Source organism: Oceanibium sediminis (assembly GCF_003265325.1).
GTDB classification, from domain to species: domain Bacteria; phylum Pseudomonadota; class Alphaproteobacteria; order Rhodobacterales; family Rhodobacteraceae; genus Halovulum; species Halovulum sediminis.
Genome location: NZ_QGNX01000002.1, coordinates 58,526 through 76,089 on the forward strand (window position 1 = coordinate 58,526; position 17,564 = coordinate 76,089).

Annotated in this window: 18 protein-coding genes; 8 read left to right on the forward strand and 10 right to left on the reverse strand. The window is 68.4% G+C overall.

Features of this window, described 5'->3' with window-relative positions; all coding sequences use genetic code 11:
* Positions 1-109 precede the first annotated feature (109 nt).
* A complete protein-coding gene (gene acnA / locus DJ029_RS05710) occupies positions 110-2,875 on the reverse strand; it encodes an aconitate hydratase AcnA (RefSeq protein WP_112321406.1) in 2,766 nt (921 codons plus the stop codon).
* A gap of 169 nt (positions 2,876-3,044) precedes the next feature.
* On the opposite strand from acnA, the gene ccmA reads away from it, so the two are divergent.
* The 5 genes from ccmA to DJ029_RS05735 all read left to right on the forward strand — a co-directional run bounded on the left by ccmA (position 3,045) and on the right by DJ029_RS05735 (position 5,909).
* On the forward strand, positions 3,045-3,686 hold the full coding sequence (ccmA, locus tag DJ029_RS05715; RefSeq protein WP_112321982.1) for a heme ABC exporter ATP-binding protein CcmA: 642 nt from the start codon (positions 3,045-3,047) through the stop codon (positions 3,684-3,686).
* On the forward strand, positions 3,686-4,342 hold the full coding sequence (ccmB, locus tag DJ029_RS05720) for a heme exporter protein CcmB (RefSeq protein WP_112321407.1): 657 nt from the start codon (positions 3,686-3,688) through the stop codon (positions 4,340-4,342). Before ccmA ends, ccmB begins: the two co-directional genes overlap by 1 nt.
* A gap of 143 nt (positions 4,343-4,485) precedes the next feature.
* On the forward strand, positions 4,486-5,217 hold the full coding sequence (locus DJ029_RS05725) for a heme ABC transporter permease (RefSeq protein WP_112321408.1): 732 nt from the start codon (positions 4,486-4,488) through the stop codon (positions 5,215-5,217).
* The gene (ccmD, locus tag DJ029_RS05730; RefSeq protein ID WP_112321409.1) at positions 5,210-5,371 is read left to right on the forward strand and encodes a heme exporter protein CcmD; all 162 of its coding nucleotides are present in this window, start codon (positions 5,210-5,212) and stop codon (positions 5,369-5,371) included. Before DJ029_RS05725 ends, ccmD begins: the two co-directional genes overlap by 8 nt.
* Entirely contained in the window at positions 5,364-5,909 is a 546-nt protein-coding gene (locus DJ029_RS05735; RefSeq protein ID WP_112321410.1) for a DsbE family thiol:disulfide interchange protein, read from the forward strand. The genes ccmD and DJ029_RS05735 overlap by 8 nt, the downstream gene beginning before the upstream one ends.
* Before the next feature lie 40 nt (positions 5,910-5,949).
* Here DJ029_RS05735 and DJ029_RS05740 read toward each other — a convergent pair whose 3' ends face one another.
* From DJ029_RS05740 to DJ029_RS05765, 6 genes are all read right to left on the reverse strand, one after another.
* Positions 5,950-6,963: a zinc-binding alcohol dehydrogenase family protein gene (locus DJ029_RS05740; RefSeq protein ID WP_112321411.1), complete on the reverse strand. Its 1,014-nt coding sequence runs from the start codon at positions 6,961-6,963 to the stop codon at positions 5,950-5,952.
* A gap of 49 nt (positions 6,964-7,012) precedes the next feature.
* The gene (locus DJ029_RS05745) at positions 7,013-7,627 is read right to left on the reverse strand and encodes an inner membrane-spanning protein YciB (RefSeq protein WP_112321412.1); all 615 of its coding nucleotides are present in this window, start codon (positions 7,625-7,627) and stop codon (positions 7,013-7,015) included.
* A 9-nt stretch (positions 7,628-7,636) separates the two neighbouring features.
* Positions 7,637-8,539, reverse strand: a complete 903-nt coding sequence (locus DJ029_RS05750; protein WP_112321413.1) for a DMT family transporter — start codon at positions 8,537-8,539, stop codon at positions 7,637-7,639.
* Positions 8,540-8,580: 41 nt separating this feature from the next.
* Positions 8,581-9,168: a GNAT family N-acetyltransferase gene (locus tag DJ029_RS05755; RefSeq protein WP_112321414.1), complete on the reverse strand. Its 588-nt coding sequence runs from the start codon at positions 9,166-9,168 to the stop codon at positions 8,581-8,583.
* Between the two features lie 6 nt (positions 9,169-9,174).
* Positions 9,175-10,251, reverse strand: a complete 1,077-nt coding sequence (ftsY, locus tag DJ029_RS05760) for a signal recognition particle-docking protein FtsY (protein ID WP_112321415.1) — start codon at positions 10,249-10,251, stop codon at positions 9,175-9,177.
* A gap of 230 nt (positions 10,252-10,481) precedes the next feature.
* Complete coding sequence (locus DJ029_RS05765) at positions 10,482-12,170, reverse strand: NAD(P)H-dependent oxidoreductase subunit E (protein ID WP_112321416.1); 1,689 nt, start codon at positions 12,168-12,170, stop codon at positions 10,482-10,484.
* A 210-nt stretch (positions 12,171-12,380) separates the two neighbouring features.
* Between DJ029_RS05765 and DJ029_RS05770 the strand changes: the two genes are divergently transcribed.
* Positions 12,381-12,821 carry a type 1 periplasmic-binding domain-containing protein gene (locus tag DJ029_RS05770; RefSeq protein ID WP_112321417.1) on the forward strand — a complete coding sequence of 147 codons (441 nt, stop codon included), beginning with the start codon at positions 12,381-12,383 and terminating at the stop codon, positions 12,819-12,821.
* Positions 12,818-13,222 (forward strand): hypothetical protein, encoded by a 405-nt coding sequence (locus DJ029_RS05775; protein ID WP_112321418.1) that lies wholly within the window; start codon positions 12,818-12,820, stop codon positions 13,220-13,222. The genes DJ029_RS05770 and DJ029_RS05775 overlap by 4 nt, the downstream gene beginning before the upstream one ends.
* 63 nt (positions 13,223-13,285) lie before the next feature.
* On the opposite strand, the gene xseA is transcribed toward DJ029_RS05775, so the two are convergent.
* Positions 13,286-14,911, reverse strand: coding sequence for an exodeoxyribonuclease VII large subunit (xseA, locus tag DJ029_RS05780; RefSeq protein ID WP_112321983.1), 1,626 nt, complete (start codon positions 14,909-14,911; stop codon positions 13,286-13,288).
* Positions 14,912-15,109: 198 nt separating this feature from the next.
* On the opposite strand from xseA, the gene purD reads away from it, so the two are divergent.
* Positions 15,110-16,378: a phosphoribosylamine--glycine ligase gene (gene purD, locus DJ029_RS05785; RefSeq protein WP_112321419.1), complete on the forward strand. Its 1,269-nt coding sequence runs from the start codon at positions 15,110-15,112 to the stop codon at positions 16,376-16,378.
* A 22-nt stretch (positions 16,379-16,400) separates the two neighbouring features.
* Here purD and DJ029_RS05790 read toward each other — a convergent pair whose 3' ends face one another.
* On the reverse strand, positions 16,401-17,216 hold the full coding sequence (locus DJ029_RS05790) for a VCBS repeat-containing protein (RefSeq protein WP_112321420.1): 816 nt from the start codon (positions 17,214-17,216) through the stop codon (positions 16,401-16,403).
* On the reverse strand, positions 17,216-17,539 hold the full coding sequence (locus DJ029_RS05795; RefSeq protein WP_112321421.1) for a 2Fe-2S iron-sulfur cluster-binding protein: 324 nt from the start codon (positions 17,537-17,539) through the stop codon (positions 17,216-17,218). Before DJ029_RS05795 ends, DJ029_RS05790 begins: the two co-directional genes overlap by 1 nt.
* Positions 17,540-17,564: the final 25 nt, after the last annotated feature.

The window sequence follows — 17,564 nt, forward strand, 5'->3', positions numbered from 1 at the left end:
TCCGAGGCTGCGCGCAAGCCACGAAGTTGTCAAATATAAAGCTAAACAAGAAAAAGGCCCGGAGCGTTTTCACGCCCCGGGCCCTTTCTTTGGCTATATGCGGCGCCGATCAGGCAGACTTGGCAAGGTTGCGCAGCACGTAGTGCAGCACGCCGCCGTTTTCGACGTACTCGATCTCGACCGCGGTATCGATCCGGCACTTCAGCGAGATTTCCTTGGTCGACCCATCGGCGTAGGTGATCACGGCAGGCACTTCCGAAAGGGGCTTCAGCTCACCCGCCAGGCCGGTGATGTCGATCGCCTCCTCGCCGGTCAGGTTCAGCGACTTGCGGTTGTCACCACCGGTGAACTCCAGCGGGATCACGCCCATGCCAACCAGGTTGGAGCGGTGGATACGCTCGAAGCTTTCGGCGATGACAGCTTTCACGCCAAGCAGGGCCGTCCCCTTCGCCGCCCAGTCACGCGACGAGCCGGTGCCGTATTCCTTGCCCGCGATGACGACCAGCGGCGTGCCGTTTTCCTGGTGCGCCATGGCCGCGTCGTAGATGCTCATCTGGCTGCCGTCGGGGCCCTTGGTGTAGCCGCCCTCGACACCGTCCAGCATCTCGTTGCGGATACGGATGTTGGCGAATGTACCGCGCATCATCACCTGGTGGTTGCCCCGGCGCGAGCCGTAGGAGTTGAACTCACGCACCGGCACCTGGCGCTCCATCAGGTAAGCACCCGCCGGGTGATCCGCCTTGAACGAGCCCGCGGGCGAGATGTGGTCCGTCGTCACCGAGTCCGCCAGCAGCGCCAGGATGCGCGCGCCTTTCACGTCCTCGATGGTGCCGGCATCCGGTCCCATGCCCTGGAAGTAGGGCGGGTTCTGCACGTAGGTGGAGGAGGACGGCCAGCTGTAGGTCAGCGCGTCGACCGTTTCCACGTTCTGCCAGGCTTCGTCACCCTTGAACACATCGGCGTATTTCGACTGGAACGCCTCACGCGTGACGGTCTTTTCAACCAGGTCGGCGATTTCCTTCTGGGTCGGCCAGATGTCCTTCAGGAAGACATCGTTGCCGTCCTTGTCCTGCCCGAGCGGCTCAGTCGTGATGTCGACGTTCATGTCGCCCGCGATGGCATAGGCCACCACCAGCGGCGGAGAGGCCAGGTAGTTCGCGCGCACATCCGGGTTCACCCGGCCTTCGAAGTTCCGGTTCCCCGACAGGACGGAGGTGGCGACCAGGTCGCCCTCGTTCACCGCCTTGGAGATCGCCTCGGGCAGCGGACCGGAGTTGCCGATACAGGTCGTGCAGCCATAGCCGACCAGGTTGAAGCCCAGCGCGTCCAGGTCTTCCTGCAGGCCAGCCGCTTCAAGATATTCGGACACGACCTGAGAGCCCGGCGCCAGCGAGGTCTTGACCCAGGGCTTCCGGTTCAGGCCGAGGGCTCGCGCCTTGCGCGCAACGAGCCCGGCACCGATCATCACGTAGGGGTTCGACGTGTTGGTGCAGGACGTGATCGCCGCGATCACTACAGACCCGTCGTGGATGGTGTAGTCCTCACCTTCCACCTTCACGCTGCTGTGATGGCCGTTGTCGCCGGGGATATGCGCGGGGGCGGTTGCGCCCCCCTCAGCCGCCCAGTCGGCCTTGCGCGCGGCGCTGGCGTCGGGGCGGTGGCCCTTCACGACCTCACCAAAGGCTTTCGCGGCCTGGCTCAGCACGATCCGGTCCTGCGGACGTTTCGGGCCCGAGATCGCCGGCTCGACGGTGCCCATGTCCAGATCCAGCGACGAGGAATAGATCGGCGCGTAATCCGCACCGCGCCAGAAACCGTTCTCCTTGGCATAGGCTTCGACCAGCGCGATCCGGTCCTCCGAACGGCCCGAAACGCGCAGGTAGCGCAGGGTTTCGTCATCCACCGGGAAGAAGCCGCAGGTCGCGCCGTATTCCGGCGCCATGTTGGCGATGGTCGCGCGGTCCGCCAGCGGCAGGTTGTCCAGCCCGTCGCCGTAGAATTCGACGAATTTACCCACGACGCCATGCTCACGCAGCATCTCCACCACGCGCAGCACCAGGTCGGTTGCGGTCACGCCCTCGACCAGCGCGCCGTCCAGGCGGAAGCCGACGACTTCGGGGATCAGCATGGACACCGGCTGGCCCAGCATCGCGGCCTCGGCCTCGATCCCGCCAACGCCCCAGCCCAGGATCGCCAGGCCGTTGACCATGGTGGTGTGGCTGTCGGTGCCGACCAGCGTGTCGGGATAGGCGACCGTCTCTCCGTTCTGGTCGGTGTCGGTCCAGACCGTCTGGCCCAGGTACTCCAAGTTCACCTGGTGACAGATGCCGGTGCCGGGCGGCACGACGCGGAAGTTGTTGAAGGCGCCCTGCCCCCATTTCAGGAACTCGTAACGCTCGCCGTTCCTCTCGTACTCGCGCTCGACGTTCATCTTGAAGGCGCGCGCGTTGCCGAACTCATCCACCATCACCGAGTGGTCGATGACCAGGTCGACCGGGTTCAGCGGGTTGATCTTTTCGGGATCGCCCCCGAGCGCGACCATGGCGTCACGCATGGCGGCCAGATCGACCACAGCGGGCACGCCGGTGAAGTCCTGCATCAGCACCCGGGCGGGGCGATAGGCGATCTCGCGCGGGTTCTTGCCGCCCTTGTCCGCCCATTCGGAAAACGCCTTGATGTCGTCCTGCGTAACCGTCTTGCCGTCCTCGAAACGCAGCATGTTCTCCAGCACCACCTTCAGCGCGGCAGGCAGCTTGGAGAAGTCGCCCAGGCCCGCGGCCTCGGCGGCGGGGATCGAGTAATAGGCGACGGTCTGATCGCCCACGCTCAGCGAGCGGCGGGTCTTGGCGCTGTCGGTTCCGACGGTAATGCTCATTGGGTCCTCCTGAAAGGTTCGGATGGCTGTCCATGTCTGGATGTCGCGCGCATCCTACACCATGGGTCCACGGGATTGAAGGGCAAAGTGTACCATTGCATACAGTAATTGGATCGCCACCGCGCGAAGGCCCTTTGCGCCGCGCGCTCAGGTGGCCTATGGGATAGGCATGACCCTTGTTGCCACCGATATCACCTGCCAGCGCGGCGGCCAAACCCTGTTTGCGCCGGCCGGCTTCCGCCTTGAACCGGGGCGCGCCACGCAACTGACGGGGCCCAACGGGATCGGCAAGACGACGCTGCTGCGCAGCCTCGCCGGGCTGGCCCCGCTGGCCGGGGGGCGGGTGACGCTGGACGGGCAGCCGCTTGGCGCGCTGGAAGGCGCGCTGATCTACACCGGCCACCTCGACGCGCTGAAACCCGCGCTCAGCGTGGCCGAGAACCTGCGCTTCTGGGCTGCGCTGGAGGACTGCGCGGATATCGCCCCGGCGCTCGAGGCGTTCCAGCTCACGGACCTCGCCGACCGCCCCGCGGCGCGCCTGTCCGCAGGACAGAAACGCCGCGCCGGGCTGGCGCGCCTCTGCGTCAGCCGCGCGCGGCTCTGGCTGATGGACGAGCCGACGACGGCGCTCGACACGGCAAGCGTGGCGCGCCTCGCCTCGGTGCTGGAGCACCACCTCTCCGGGGGCGGCATGGCGCTGATCGCCACGCACCAGCCGCTGCCGATCCCCGTGGACACGCTGGGCCTCTCCCCTGCGCCGGCGGCCACTCCGGAAAGCGCGGACCCCTTCCTCGCCGGATCGTTCCACTGATGCGCGCGCTGCTGGCCCGGGAACTCACCCTCGCCCTGCGCGCGGGGGGCGGAGCGCCGCAAGGCCTCGTCTTCTTCCTGATCGTGGTGCTGCTGGTCCCCTTCGGCATCGGCCCCGCCCCGGACCGGCTGGCGGGCGTCGCCCCCGGCACCCTGTGGATCGCGGCGCTGCTGTCCTGCCTGATGACGCTGGACCGGCTGTTCCAGACCGACTTCGAGGATGGCAGCCTCGACGCGCTGGCCCTCTCGCCCCTGCCGATGGAGGCGGTCGTCGCGCTCAAGGCCCTCGCGCACTGGCTGACCACGGGGCTGCCCCTGACACTCATCGCGCCCCTGCTCGCGGTAACGCTGAACCTGCCCGCCTCGGCCTACCCCTGGCTGGTCGCGGGGCTGCTCATCGGCACGCCGGCGCTCAGCATGATCGGCACCATCGGCGCGGCGCTGACCCTGGGCCTGCGCCGGGGCGGGCTGCTGACGGGCGTGCTGACGCTGCCCCTCTACATCCCGACGCTGATCTTCGGCGCCCGGTCCGCCATCGCGGCGGCCGACGGGCAGGACCCGGTGCCGGCACTCGCGCTCTCGGCAGCGCTGACGCTCGCCATCGCCGCCGCCACCCCCTTCGCCACGGCGCGCATCCTCGCGATCCAGCTGCGCTGAACCCTACTTTACTCTAAAAATACTCAGTCACAGCGCCAAACCCACCTGCGCCGCGCCCGCAATCTGCGACCTTTGGCCCACCCGACGCACCCGTGACCGCGCGACCATTGCACCCCCCGACAAACCGCTCTACCTCTGAGCGCATGTCAGTATGGAGATACGCAAACCCGGTCGAGTTCATGCGCCTGTCAGGGCGCGTGCTGCCCGTGCTGTCCGCCCTTGCGGCCGTCAGCCTGGCCGCGGGGCTGGTCTGGGGGTTCTTCTTCACGCCGGACGACTACCAGCAGGGCAGCACGGTCAAGATCATCTACCTGCACGTGCCCGCGGCCCTGATGGCGATCAACGCCTGGATCATGATGCTCGTCGCCTCGCTCATCTGGTTCATCCGCCGCCACCATGTCTCGGCCCTCGCGGCGCGCGCCGCGGCGCCTGTCGGGGCCACCTTCACGCTGGTCGCGCTGGCCACCGGGGCGATCTGGGGGCAACCGATGTGGGGCACCTGGTGGGCCTGGGATCCGCGCCTGACCTCCTTCCTGATCCTCTTCGTCTTCTACCTCGGCTACATCGCCCTCTGGGAGGCGGTCGAGGACAGCGAGAAAGCAGCAGACCTGACGGCGGCGCTGTGCATGGTCGGCTCGGTCTTTGCGCTGCTGTCGCGTTACGCGGTGCTGTTCTGGAACCAGGGGCTGCACCAGGGCGCGTCCCTGTCGCTGGACAAGGAAGAAAACGTCGCCGACGTCTTCTACCAGCCACTGCTCCTGTCCATCGCGGGGTTCGTGCTGCTGTTCGTGGTGCTGGTGCTGATCCGCACTCGCACGGAAATCCGGCTGCGCCGCGCCGCAGCGCTCGACCAGAGGGGGACGGCCCGTGCCTGATCTCGGAACCTACGCGGGCGCGGTCCTCGGGGCCTATGGCATCAGCTTCGCGCTGCTCGGCGGACTCGTCGCCCTGACGCTTCTGCGCGCCGCGCGCGCGAAAAAAGCGCTGGCCGCAGCCGAGGCGCGCAACGGGGGCATCCCGAATGACTGAGAAGAAACGCCGCTTCAACTGGCTTCTGCTCGTCCCGCCGCTGGCCTTCCTGGGCCTGGCCGGGGCCTTCTATGCCGGGCTTAACCGCGAATCCCCCGACGAACTGCCCAGCGCCTTTGCCGGGCGGACCGCACCGGCCATCGCCCTGCCCCCGATCGAGGGCGCGGACTGGCCCGCGCCGAGCGATGACATGCTGACGGCCGAGGGCGTCAAGCTGGTCAACTTCTGGGCCAGCTGGTGCGCGCCCTGCCGGATCGAGCATCCGCTGCTGATGCAGCTTGCGGATTCCGGCGTGACGATCATCGGCGTCAACTACAAGGATCAGCCCGCGGCGGCGCGGGGCTTCCTCGACGAGCTCGGCAACCCCTATACCGCCGTCGGCGCGGACACCACCGGGCGCAAGGGCATCGACTGGGGCCTCTACGGCGTTCCCGAAACCTTCGTGATCGACGCGGAGGGCAAGGTGCTGCTGCGCTATCCGGGGCCCGTCACGCCCGAGATATTCGAGCGCCGTTTCGCGCCCCTGCTCACCGAGTAAAGCCGCGCGGGACCGGGGCCAGCAGGCCGCCGACCAGCCCCTAGAAGCCCTCCAGCACCAGCTTGCCGCGCACCGTGTTGCTTTCCAACGCCTTGTGCGCCCGGGTCAGGTTGGCGGCGTTGATCGCCCCCAGCACCTCGGTCGCGGTGGACCGCAGCTTGCCCGCGTCCAGCAGCCCGGCCACTTCGGTCAGGATCTGCCCCTGGATATGCATGTCCGGCGTGGCAAAGACCGGGCGAGTGAACATCATCTCCCAATGGGTGGAAATCGCCTTGGTCTTGAAAGGCATGATGTCCAGCCCCTCGGGATCGTCGATCAGCCCGAAACGCCCCTGCGGCGCGATCAGCTCCGCGACCTCTTCGATATAGGCGCCGGTCTGGTTGGTCGAGAACACGAACCCCGGCTGGCCCATCCCCAGCGCCGCGACCTGCTCCGCCAGCGGCTGGCTGTGATCGATCACGTGATGCGCGCCAAGATCCCGCACCCATGCCTTCGTTTCATCGCGCGAGGCGGTCGCGATCACGCGCAGGTCGGTCTTCGCCCGCAACAGCTGGATCGCGATGGAGCCGACGCCCCCTGCCCCGCCGATGATCAGCACGGCGGGTGCCGCGCCGGGCACCGGGTCAAGCACGCGCAGGCGGTCGAACAGCATCTCATGCGCGGTCAGCGTGGTCAGCGGCAGCGCCGCCGCCTCGGCATTGCTGACGGAGGCGGGCTTGCGCCCCACGATCCGCTCATCCACCAGGTGGTATTCCGCGTTGGTTCCCTGGCGGTTGATCGCGCCCGCGTACCAGACCGCATCGCCGACCGCGAACGCGCTGGCATCGGGGCCTAGGCCAACGACCTCGCCCGCGCAGTCCCAGCCGAGGATTCGCGGCCCCGCGCATTCCGTCGGGCGGCCCTTGCGCACCTTGGTGTCCACCGGGTTGACCGAGACGGCGGCCACCCTGACCAGCAGATCGCGCCCCGTGGGGGTCGGCGTCTCGGTCTCGAAATCGATCAGCGCGCCGTCCCGCTCGATAGGACCCGGTGCTTCGTATCCGACTGCTTTCATGTCTTGCCCCTTTCCTTCCGGTTGCGGGGCGGGTCATACCGCCCCGGTCTCAGCCCTGGCGATCCTTGTCCTCGTCCAGCCCGTGGCGCATCAGCACCGGGGCCTGCGTCACCAGGAACACCAGCGTCAGCAGGAACTGCCCCACCGTGTCAAGCCAGACCCAGGCGGTTTCCCCCAGCACGCGCCAGACGAATTCGTTGAACAGAGCCATGAAGACGAAAAAGGCGATCCAGTTGCGGGTGAACAGCCGCCAACCCTCGTCAGTCAACGGCAGCACCGGGCCCATGAGGAATTGCAGATAGCTGCGCCCCAGCACATATAGCCCGACCCCGAGCACCACCGCGAAGAAGCCATAGACCACCGTCGGGCGCATCATCGCGAAGGTCTCGTTGTTCAGCCAGACCGTCAGCCCGCCAAAGACCATCACCATCACCACGGTGAACACCGCCATGCGGCTCGCGGTGCCGGTCAGGGCATAGGACACCCCGAGCCCTAGGATGCTGAGCGGCACGAAGATCGCCATCGCCACGACGATGCCGCTGTACTCCTCGCCTGCGAAGGTGACGGGGCGGTCCTTGAACCAGAAATACGCCGCGAGGTAGATCAGCACCGGCCCCAGTTCCAGCGCGCTCTTCACCCCCGGTGACAGCTCTTTCTTAGTCATACTGCTCTCTCATCCTCCAAATTCGACGACCACGGCGCCTGCCGCGATCAGAACCATCAGCGCCGTGCGCACCGGGCCGACGGTTTCCTTCAGGAACAGCCAGCCGATCAGCGCCGCGAACACGGTCGAGGTCTCGCGCAATACCGCCGCCTCACCCACCTTGTCGAGGCGTGTCGCCATCATCACGCAGCCGAAGCTGACATAAGCAATCAGCGCCGCCAGGAAACCCCGCGCCAGCAGCGGCAGTGGTGAGGGGCGCTCGCTCATCCGGTTCCAGCGCCGCAGCGCAAGGAAGGGGAACGCCAGCCCATCCACCACGAAGAACCAAGCCAGGAACTCGAACGGGTTTTCGACCATCCGAATGCCATAGGCATCGTACACCGTATAAAGCGCCACGATCACGCCAGTCAGAAACGCCAGCGCCAGGGCCGCGCGCAACACGTGCCGGTCCACCGTCGTGCGGCTGAGGTTGTATAGCGCCAGCCCGAAGATCCCCCCCGACAGCAGCAGCACCCCGCCCCATTGCAGGGGGGCGAACACCTCTCCGAACACGGCCCAGGCCAGCAGCACCGTCACCAGCGGCCCGGTACCCCGCACGACCGGGTAAACCACCGTGTAGGCTGCCCGCTCATAAGCCATGGCAAGCACGTATTTGTAGGCGAAATGCACCACGAAAACGCCGAGCATGAAGACCGCGACGCCGGGATCGGGCAGACCAAAGCCGAAAATCGCGACCGGCAACGCGCCGAGGCAGTAGAAGACATCGATCGCGCCCCGCGTCAGCCAGGGGTCGAAGCGCCACTTCTGCAACGCCCCGAACACCGCATGCGACACGGCCGAGGTCAGCGCGAGGATCAGCGCCAGCCGATGCCCCTCGGGCGTTCCGGCGATGGAGGCAAGCCACTCACCCATGGATCGCGGGACGCGCGGTCAACCGCGCCGGGGCGTTCACGTCAGACATCCGCGATCTGCAGGACCCAGTCCTGCCCGGGACAGTCCCAGCCGCCCTCCCGCACGATGGGGCGGCGGGCGACATCGCTGAACCCCGCGCGCGCATAGAGCCGGCGGGCGGGGTTCGCGTCCTGCACGATCAGGCTCATCCGCTCGCAGCCGCAGTCCCGCGCGGCGGCGCGCGCCGCATCTATCAGCCGGGCGCCAAGTCCCCTGTTGCGCGCCTCGGGAAAACTCGCGAGCACGTTGATGTACCATGTACCACCGGCCAGGTCCTCCAACGCCTGAAGCGGGCGGAACAGGGCCGGAATATCCTCTGGATCCACGGGGTCTGGGGTTTCCGCCAGGGGGTAGCCGACCAGCGCGGCCAGCACGCCGCCGTCGTCCTCGGCCACGATGGCGTTGCGGTAGGAAAAGCTGCCCTCTTCGCGCGCGGCGCGGCGCTCTCCCACGTCGAAGATGCCCTCACCCGGTTCGCGCATCCCCTCCCAGACGATGCGGGGCAATCCCTCGCCCGCGATATCCACAAGAAGCGCCAGCGCGCGCGCGTCCTCGCGTCGGGCAGCGCGCAGATGCACGGCGCCGGCCATCGCCTGTCAGCTTCCCGCGCCGGTCAGCGCGCGCGCGAAATCCTGCGGATCGAAAGGGGCCAGGTCGTCGATCTGCTCGCCCACGCCAATCGCATGGATCGGCAAGCCGAAGCGATCCGCCAGCGCCACCAGGACGCCGCCCTTCGCCGTCCCGTCGAGCTTGGTCATCACCAGGCCGGAAACATCCGCCACCTGCTGAAAGATGCGCACCTGCTCCAGCGCGTTCTGCCCGGTGGTGGCATCCAGAACCAAGAGCGTGTTGTGCGGCGCCTCGGGATCGCGCTTGCGCAAGACGCGCACGATCTTGGCCAGTTCCTCCATCAGGTCCTTGCGGTTCTGCAAGCGACCGGCGGTGTCGATCATCAGCAGATCGGCGCCCTCGGCCTCGGCCCTGGCCAGCGCCTCGAAGGCCAGGCTTGCCGGGTCCGAGCCCTCGGCCGCGGTCATAACCGGCACGCCGGCGCGCTGCCCCCAGACCTGCAACTGCTCCACCGCGGCGGCGCGGAACGTGTCGCCCGCGGCAATCACCACCGATTTGCCCGCCGCCTTGAACTGGCTCGCCAGCTTGCCGATGGTGGTGGTCTTGCCGGAACCGTTCACCCCGACGACAAGCACGACCTGCGGCGTCTTGCGATAAAGCGGCATCGGCCGCGCCACCGGCTCGAGGATCGCCTCGATCTCCGCCGCCAGAAGCTCCTGGATCTGGCTGACACTCAACCGGCGGCCAAACCGCCCCTCGGCCATGTTCGACGCAACCTTCAGCGCCGTCTCCACGCCCATGTCGGACTGGATCAGCACCTCCTCCAGGCTTTCGAGCATCGCATCGTCAAGCACCCGGCTGCGCTCGGGCGCGGCGCGCCCCACCATGCGCCCAAGAAGACCCGGGCGCGCAGGCTCCGGCGCCGCCTCGGGCACCACTTCGGGAACGGGCATCTCGACCGGGGCGGCCTCAGACGCCTGCCCCTGTGCCGATGGTTCGGCCGGTTCGGGCGCAGACGCCTCGTCCACCAGCGCCTCCAACCCCTCTTCGAGCTTGGAGGACGACTTGAACAACCGATCCTTGAGCTTGCTGAATAACGCCATCTCTCACCTCTGCGCGGCCCCCTTTCCCCTACTCCGGCTTGCCCGGGGATGGAAGGGCCAGCCGCCCACAGGGCGCGACACCCCCCTCCAAAGTCCCCAAATATCCCCGCCGGAGGCAGCACAACGCCCCCACCCGCGCGGCGCCGGGGCCCAAGGGGGCTCGCACGCAACACAACAGCCCAAGGAAAGCCGTGCGCCCGCAGGGCGCTCCGCCGCCTTGGAAAAGCGCCTCAGATCTCGTCGGCGAAATGCCGGATCACAAGGCGGATCGGGTTCGGCGCCGCCTGCCCCAGCCCGCAGATGGAGGCATCGGCCATCGCCGTGCACAATTCCTCCAGCAGCGGCTGGTCCCAGCGATCCGCCTCCATCAGCTGGACCGCCTTCGCGCATCCCACCCGGCAAGGGGTGCACTGACCGCAACTCTCGTCCTCGAAGAAACGCAGCATGTTCAGCGCCGCGCCCCGTGCGCTGTCGCGATCTGACAGGACCACCACGGCGGCCGAGCCGATGAACGTGTCATGGGGCTGCAGGGTGTCGAAATCCAGCGGCACATCGTCCATCGACGCGGGCAACAACCCCGAGGAGGGGCCGCCGGGCTGATACGCCTTGAACACATGCCCCTCGGCCATGCCCCCCGCCGCCGCGATGATATCCCGGATGGTGGAGCCGGCGGGCAACAGGTAGATCCCCGGCGCGGCCACGCGACCCGAGACGGAATAGCTGCGCAGCCCCTTGCGCCCGTTCACCTCGACCGAGGACAGGATCTCGGGCCCCTCGCGGCAGACGCGGGCGACCCAGTGCAACGTCTCGACGTTGTGTACCAGCGTCGGGCGGTCGAACAGGCCGACCTGCGCGACATAGGGCGGGCGGTGCCGCGGAAGGCCGCGCTTGCCCTCAATCGACTCGATCATCGCGGATTCCTCGCCGCAGATGTAGGCGCCCGCACCACGCCGGAGGTCGATGTATCCGGGGCGGACGATCCCCTCGGCTTCCAGCGCCGCGATTTCGCGCCGCAGGATTTCCAGCACCGCAGGGTATTCGTCGCGCATGTAGATGTAGCAGGTCTCGGCCTCCACCGCCCAGGCGGCGATCAGCATGCCCTCCAGGAACAGGTGCGGGGTGCGCTCAAGGTAGTGCCGGTCCTTGAACGTCCCCGGCTCGCCCTCGTCCCCGTTCACCGCCAGGTAGCGCGGGCCCTTCGCGGCCCGCACGAAGCCCCATTTCTTTCCTGACGGGAACCCCGCACCGCCAAGGCCGCGCAGGCCGGAGGCGAGGATCATGTCCTGCACCGCTTCCCAGTCGCCGGACTGGCGCAGGTCGGCCAGCTTTTCGTAGGCGCCGCCCGCCTTCGCCGCCTCAAGCGCCTCGTAAGGGGGAATGACCGCGTGGGTGTCCCCCGCCGCGATCGCCGCCCTTACCTTTTCCGGCGTCGCGTGGTCGATGTGGTTGTGCCCGAGTTCCAGTGTCGGTGCGGTATCGCACCGCCCCATGCAGGGCGCGCGCAACACGCGCGCCTTGCCCGGGTCGAGCCCCTCTTCCAGCGCTGCCTTCAGCGCCGCCGCCCCCGCCAGTTCGCAGGACAGGCTGTCGCAGACCCGGATCGTCAGCGCGGGCGGCGGGGCCTCGCCCTCGGCCAGCACGTCGAAATGGGCATAGAAGGTGGCGACCTCGTAGACCTCGGCCTCGGACAGGCGCATTTCCTCGGCCAGCGCGCGCAGATGCGCCGCCGAAAGATGCCCCCTGGCGTCCTGGATCAGGTGCAGGTGCTCGATCAGCAGGTCGGCGCGGCGGGGCCGGTCGCCGAGCAGCGCGCGCACCTCGTCCAGCGCGGTGTCTTCCAGCGCGCGGCCCTTGGGCCGCGGGCGGCCCTTGCCGCGCCCCTGTTTCCAGACGCCTTTGCGCTCATCCAGTGGTGCCATGTCCAAGATCCTCGGTTCGCGACGCTTCGTGACGGGAATGTAAGGCCTTGTATTGCCGTGTCATAGTCTCAAACCGACATGAGCGGGTCCGATTTCGCGCGCGCCCCCGGATCGGGTGGCGCGCATCGGAAACCAACTCCACCGGGATGCTTGACCTGCGCCCCGCCGCAACCGCTATACTGTGGCCGAGTAAGTGGTAAGGAGCAGGGAATGAACCCCTTCCGATGCGCGCTGGCGGTGGCTGTCCTGGCGCTTTCCACGGGCCATGCCGCGGCGCAGGACATGCCCAACCGGATCCCCGAATCGGGTGAGGACATCCCCGTGGCGGAATGGCAGTCCATGGTGCGCGGGCGCACCGTCACCTACCTGATCGGCGGCAGCGTCTGGGCGCAGGAAGCCTATGGGCGCGTCGGCAACGGCGTGTCGATCCTGCTGGCCGACGGCACCTGCATGGAGGGCGTGTGGGAACACACCGGCCAGGCCTATTGCTTCGCGTGGAGTGGGGGCGAGTATTCCTGCTTTCGCCACATCCGCCTGGACGACCAGATCCTGATCGTCCCCGTCCTTGACGGAGAACCCGCCGGCACGGTGCAGATGGTCAAGCAAATCAGCTCCATTCCCCTGGCCTGCGGACCGGCGTTGACCAGTTGAAAACGCTCTGCACCGCCCTTGTCTTAGTGCTGCTGGGGGTCCCCGCCGGCGCCGAGGACTTGCTGAACGCCGAGGATTTCCAATCCCTCGCCGAGGGCTACACCCTTTACTTCGACCAGGCGGGCCGACCCTACGGGGCCGAGCAATACCTGGAGGATCGCCAGGTCATCTGGCAATACGCGGACGGCACCTGCACGCGCGGCACCTGGTCCGGCGGCGAGGACACGATCTGCTTCACCTACGAGGACAGCCCCGGCACGCAATGCTGGCATTTCGCCGCCCGCGGGCGGGGCTTCTTCGCGCGTGTCGCCGGGCTGGAAGCGGGCGCGCCGTCCGAACTGGCGTTATCGGGCCGCTCGCGCTCCCCGTTGCGCTGCATTGCGCCGGACCTCGGCGTCTGAGGCGGGCGGGCGGCAGCGCAGCGCCGTTGTCGGGAAAGACGGTGGGAGGAGCCGCTTGCCGCGTCAGAACAGGCTGCCCTGGTCAGGCCCGCCATCGGCGGGCTTCGACTTGGGATTCGACGCCGATTTCGCACCAGCTTTCGCACCTGATTTCACGTCCGGCTCAGCCGTCGCGCGCGATGCCGTGGGCGTTCCTCCGTCCGGCCTGGCGAGCAGGCGTCCGTCGGCAAACTCGATCTCGAGCATTTCCGCGCCCGAAGCCGCCGCCGCGCCGCGCAGAAGCGGCCCATCCACGCCATTGCGCACCACGGCGAAGCCCCGGCGCAGCGTTTCTGTGTAGCTGAGCGTGGTCAGCATCCGGCCAAGCGCCTGAACCCGGTCCCCCAGGTCCCGGTTGCGCCGGCTGGCGGCCCGGTGCAGCGCCTCGTCCACCCGGGCAAGGCGCTGGCGTTCCTGCATGGCCTGGCGCTGCAGCGCATGCTTGTTCAGCCGTGCCGCCAGCACCTGCCCGCGCGCCACCTGCGTGCGGCGCGACAGGGCCTGTGGCAGGCGATGGGCGGCGGCATCCAGCTTGCGCGCATCCAGCGTCAGGCGGCTGAGCAGAAGCTGCGGCCCGAGTCGCCCCGCCCCGCGCGCGAGGTCCAGCCGTTTGCCCCGCGCGAAGGAATCCAGCGCGCGCGGCAGCCGCTCGGCAGCTCCGTCGAGGCGCTGGCGACGCTCGCCCAACAGCTGATCCGGGCGCGGCAGGGCGCGGGCCAGGTCGCGCAACCGCTGATCGCGCTGCCGCAGGGCCAGCGCCAAGGCGCGGCGGCGGCGTTCCTCCAGCCCGGCCAGGTGGGTGGCCAGGTCGGCGCGCACGGGCACCGCCATTTCCGCCGCCGCCGTGGGCGTGGGCGCGCGCCGGTCGGCGGCGTGGTCGATCAGCGTCGTATCCGTTTCGTGCCCCACCGCGGAAATCAGCGGTATCGCGCTTTCCGCAGCGGCGCGCACCACCGCCTCGTCGTTGAACCCCCAGAGATCCTCGATCGAGCCGCCGCCCCGCGCCACGATCAGCACGTCCGGGCGCGGCACCGGGCCGCCGGGTGTCAGCGCGTTGAAGCCGCGAATCGCCGCCGCCACTTCGGGCGCGGAGCGTTCGCCCTGCACCACCACGGGCCAGACGATGACCCGGCGCGGAAAGCGGTCGCGCAGACGGTGCAGGATATCGCGGATCACCGCCCCGGTGGGCGAGGTGACGACGCCCACAACCTCGGGCAGGTAGGGCAAGGGACGCTTTCGCGCCTCGTCGAAGAGCCCCTCGGCGGCAAGGGCGCGGCGGCGCTTTTCCAGCATCGCCATCAGCGCGCCGACACCGGCGGGCGCGATATCCTCTACGTTCAGCTGGTAGCGCGACTGCGCCCCGAAGGTCGTCAGCCGCCCGGTCGCGATGACCTCCATGCCCTCCTCCGGCATCACGCTGAGCCGTGAGACCTGCCCCTTCCAGGACACGCTCGCCAGGACCGAGCGCTCATCCTTGATGTCGAAATAGAGATGCCCCGAGCGGGCCAGGGTGACGCGGCCGACCTCGCCTCGCACCCGGACGCGGCCGAATTCCCCCTCGATCACGCGCTTGATCGCCCCCGACAGTTCGGAAACGGAAAACTCGGGCGTATTTTCACCGGGGCGGGGGTCGTCGATCAGGTCTGACATGGCGCACAAACTGCGCTGGCAGCGCGGCCGGGTCAAGGCGTCGCGCGGCGGACCGAGCAGCGGGCCGATCGCCAGGTTTGACGCATGGCGCGGCGGCATTGCGGCGCAGGGGATCGCGGGGTCGAGAATCCGGTTCAGATTCCCCGGCATCCGCTTTAGAAGCAGCGCCAACAGCGGACAGGACGGAGCATCGGGGCCATGAACATCCTACTCTTGGGCAGCGGCGGACGCGAGCACGCGCTCGCCTGGGCGATTGCGCAAAGCCCCCAGTGCGACCGCCTGACCGTCGCCCCCGGCAATGCGGGGATGGAGCGGCTCGCCGATTGCATCCCCTGCGACATCGAGGATCCGCGCGCGGTGATCGAACTGGCCACCAGGGTGAAGGCCGAGCTGGTCGTGATCGGCCCCGAGGCGCCGCTGGCCGCCGGGGTGTCCGACGCGCTGCGGGACGCCGGTTTCCTTGTCTTCGGCCCCTCGGCGGCGGCGGCACAGGTCGAAGTCTCCAAGACGTTCACCAAGGAATTGTGCGACGCCTGCGGTGCGCCGACGGCGGCTTACGCGCATTTTTCCGACCTCGCGGCGGCAGAGGCCTATGTCCGCGACCAGGGCGCGCCGATCGTGATCAAGGCGGACGGGCTGGCCGCCGGCAAGGGCGTGACCGTGGCCGAGGACATGGACAGCGCGCTCGGCGCACTGCGCGACATGTTCGGGGGCGCCTACGGCGATGCCGGGGCCGAGGTCGTGATCGAGGAGTTCATGGAAGGCGAGGAAGCCTCGTTCTTCGTGCTCTGCGATGGCACTGACGTTCTGCCCATGGGCACGGCGCAGGACCACAAGCGCGCCTTTGACGGCGACCAGGGCCCGAACACCGGGGGCATGGGCGCCTACTCCCCCGCCCCGGTGATGACGGAGGCGGTCACCGCCCGCGCGCTGGACGAGATCGTGCGCCCCACGCTGGCCGAGCTGAAGCGCCGGGGGACCCCCTACCAAGGCGTGCTCTACGTCGGGCTGATGATCCGCGACGGACAGCCGCGACTGGTGGAATACAACGCCCGTTTCGGCGACCCGGAATGCCAGGTGCTGATGATGCGCCTCGGCGCGCAGGCGCTCGACGCGATGCTGGCCTGCGCGCGCGGCAAGCTGGCCGGTGCCACGCTGAACTGGGCCGACGATCACGCGATGAGCGTGGTGATGGCCACCCGCGGCTACCCCGGCGCCTACGCCAAGGGAAGCGAGATCAAGGGCATCGAGGCCGCCGAGGCGGGCGATCCGCTGATCCGCGTCTTTCACGCCGGAACCGTGGTGAAGGATGGTACGCTGCTGGCCAATGGCGGGCGCGTGCTGAACGTCACCGCGCGCGGCGCAACGCTGGCAGAAGCGCGCGAGCGGGCCTATGCCGCGATCGACCGGATCGACTGGCCCGAGGGGTTCTGCCGCCGGGATATCGGCTGGCGCGCCCTCGACTGAAGGCGGCGCGGGCACAGGCGGCTCAGAGCGGCGCGCAGTCCAGCGCTTTGGTGAAACTCCCGGCCCCGTCGAACGGGCCGAGGTCCGTGGCGGTGACCGTGTCGCCGTCCAGTTTCGCGGCCATGACCCGGGTCCAGTCCGCGTTGGCGGTGATCACCTCGGGCCCCGCGCCGCAATCGCGCACGCCGCCTGAGATGAACGCCTCTCCGCTGCGGTGGTTCGAGAAGCCTTCGGCCGCAGCCAGTTCGACCAGCCGCCCCTGCCGCAGGGTGACGAAGCGCAGCACGGCGTCCAGGTGCGGCGTTTCCACGTAGGCGATGTCATTCTGCCCGTCGCCGTCGAAATCCGCGATCGCGGCGGGCGCGAGCCAGCGAAACCGCTCGCCTATGGGCTGGGTGCCCGCGATCCAGTCGAATTTCGGGCGTTTCCCTTCCTGGAAATCGGGCTTGTAGATGGCAAGCGTCGCGCCGCCCCGCTCGAAGGTTTCCACCACGATGACCTCGGGGCCCGGCTTGCCGTCCACATCGGCGAGGCGCGGCACCAGGTCCTCGAACACATGGGTCGAGACGGCCTTACGCGTCAGCGTCGTGCGCCCGCGCTTGATCCTGATCTCGGTGAATTCCTCGTCGTCGCCGAGCACACCGTGCGGATAGTGGGTGGTGGGGCCGTCGAACCATGCCTCGATGTCGAAACAGGGTTCGGGGGGCAGCAGGAACCGCCCGAGGACGGGGTCCTGCGGGCAGGCAGCCTGCTGGGCGCTGGCGCCCTGCCCCGGCGCGACGATGGCCAGAGCCAGACCGAGGGTCACTGTCGTCACGAGGGCAAGGCGCATGGGCATCAGATCTGCTTTTCGGGCATCTGAACGACCAGCCCGTCCAGGGCATCGCTGACCTTCAGCTGGCACGTCAGGCGCGAGCGGGTCTGGTCCGGCTCGAAGGCGAAGTCGAGCATGTCCTCTTCCATCGGTTCCTTCGCGGGCAGCTTGTCGACCCAGGCCGGGTCGACATAGACATGGCAGGTGGAACAGGCACAGGCACCGCCGCAATCGGCCTCGATGCCCGGGATGTTGTTGTCACGCGCGCCCTCCATGACGGTTAGCCCCGTGGGCACGTCAACTTCGTGCTTCGTTCCGTTATGCTCGATGTAGGTAATCTTTGCCATACGCGCGGCGCTCCGTTGCGATTGC

What these genes read in the sequence shown, in the direction of transcription:
- acnA (WP_112321406.1), bottom strand. Translation starts at nt 2,875, where the DNA reads ATGAGCATTACCGTCGGAACCGACAGCGCCAAGACCCGCCGCTCGCTG.
- ccmA (WP_112321982.1), top strand. Translation starts at nt 3,045, where the DNA reads ATGACCCTTGTTGCCACCGATATCACCTGCCAGCGCGGCGGCCAAACC.
- ccmB (WP_112321407.1), top strand. Translation starts at nt 3,686, where the DNA reads ATGCGCGCGCTGCTGGCCCGGGAACTCACCCTCGCCCTGCGCGCGGGG.
- DJ029_RS05725 (WP_112321408.1), top strand. Translation starts at nt 4,486, where the DNA reads ATGTCAGTATGGAGATACGCAAACCCGGTCGAGTTCATGCGCCTGTCA.
- DJ029_RS05735 (WP_112321410.1), top strand. Translation starts at nt 5,364, where the DNA reads ATGACTGAGAAGAAACGCCGCTTCAACTGGCTTCTGCTCGTCCCGCCG.
- DJ029_RS05740 (WP_112321411.1), bottom strand. Translation starts at nt 6,963, where the DNA reads ATGAAAGCAGTCGGATACGAAGCACCGGGTCCTATCGAGCGGGACGGC.
- DJ029_RS05745 (WP_112321412.1), bottom strand. Translation starts at nt 7,627, where the DNA reads ATGACTAAGAAAGAGCTGTCACCGGGGGTGAAGAGCGCGCTGGAACTG.
- DJ029_RS05750 (WP_112321413.1), bottom strand. Translation starts at nt 8,539, where the DNA reads ATGGGTGAGTGGCTTGCCTCCATCGCCGGAACGCCCGAGGGGCATCGG.
- DJ029_RS05755 (WP_112321414.1), bottom strand. Translation starts at nt 9,168, where the DNA reads ATGGCCGGCGCCGTGCATCTGCGCGCTGCCCGACGCGAGGACGCGCGC.
- ftsY (WP_112321415.1), bottom strand. Translation starts at nt 10,251, where the DNA reads ATGGCGTTATTCAGCAAGCTCAAGGATCGGTTGTTCAAGTCGTCCTCC.
- DJ029_RS05765 (WP_112321416.1), bottom strand. Translation starts at nt 12,170, where the DNA reads ATGGCACCACTGGATGAGCGCAAAGGCGTCTGGAAACAGGGGCGCGGC.
- DJ029_RS05770 (WP_112321417.1), top strand. Translation starts at nt 12,381, where the DNA reads ATGAACCCCTTCCGATGCGCGCTGGCGGTGGCTGTCCTGGCGCTTTCC.
- xseA (WP_112321983.1), bottom strand. Translation starts at nt 14,911, where the DNA reads ATGTCAGACCTGATCGACGACCCCCGCCCCGGTGAAAATACGCCCGAG.
- purD (WP_112321419.1), top strand. Translation starts at nt 15,110, where the DNA reads ATGAACATCCTACTCTTGGGCAGCGGCGGACGCGAGCACGCGCTCGCC.
- DJ029_RS05790 (WP_112321420.1), bottom strand. Translation starts at nt 17,216, where the DNA reads ATGCCCATGCGCCTTGCCCTCGTGACGACAGTGACCCTCGGTCTGGCT.
- DJ029_RS05795 (WP_112321421.1), bottom strand. Translation starts at nt 17,539, where the DNA reads ATGGCAAAGATTACCTACATCGAGCATAACGGAACGAAGCACGAAGTT.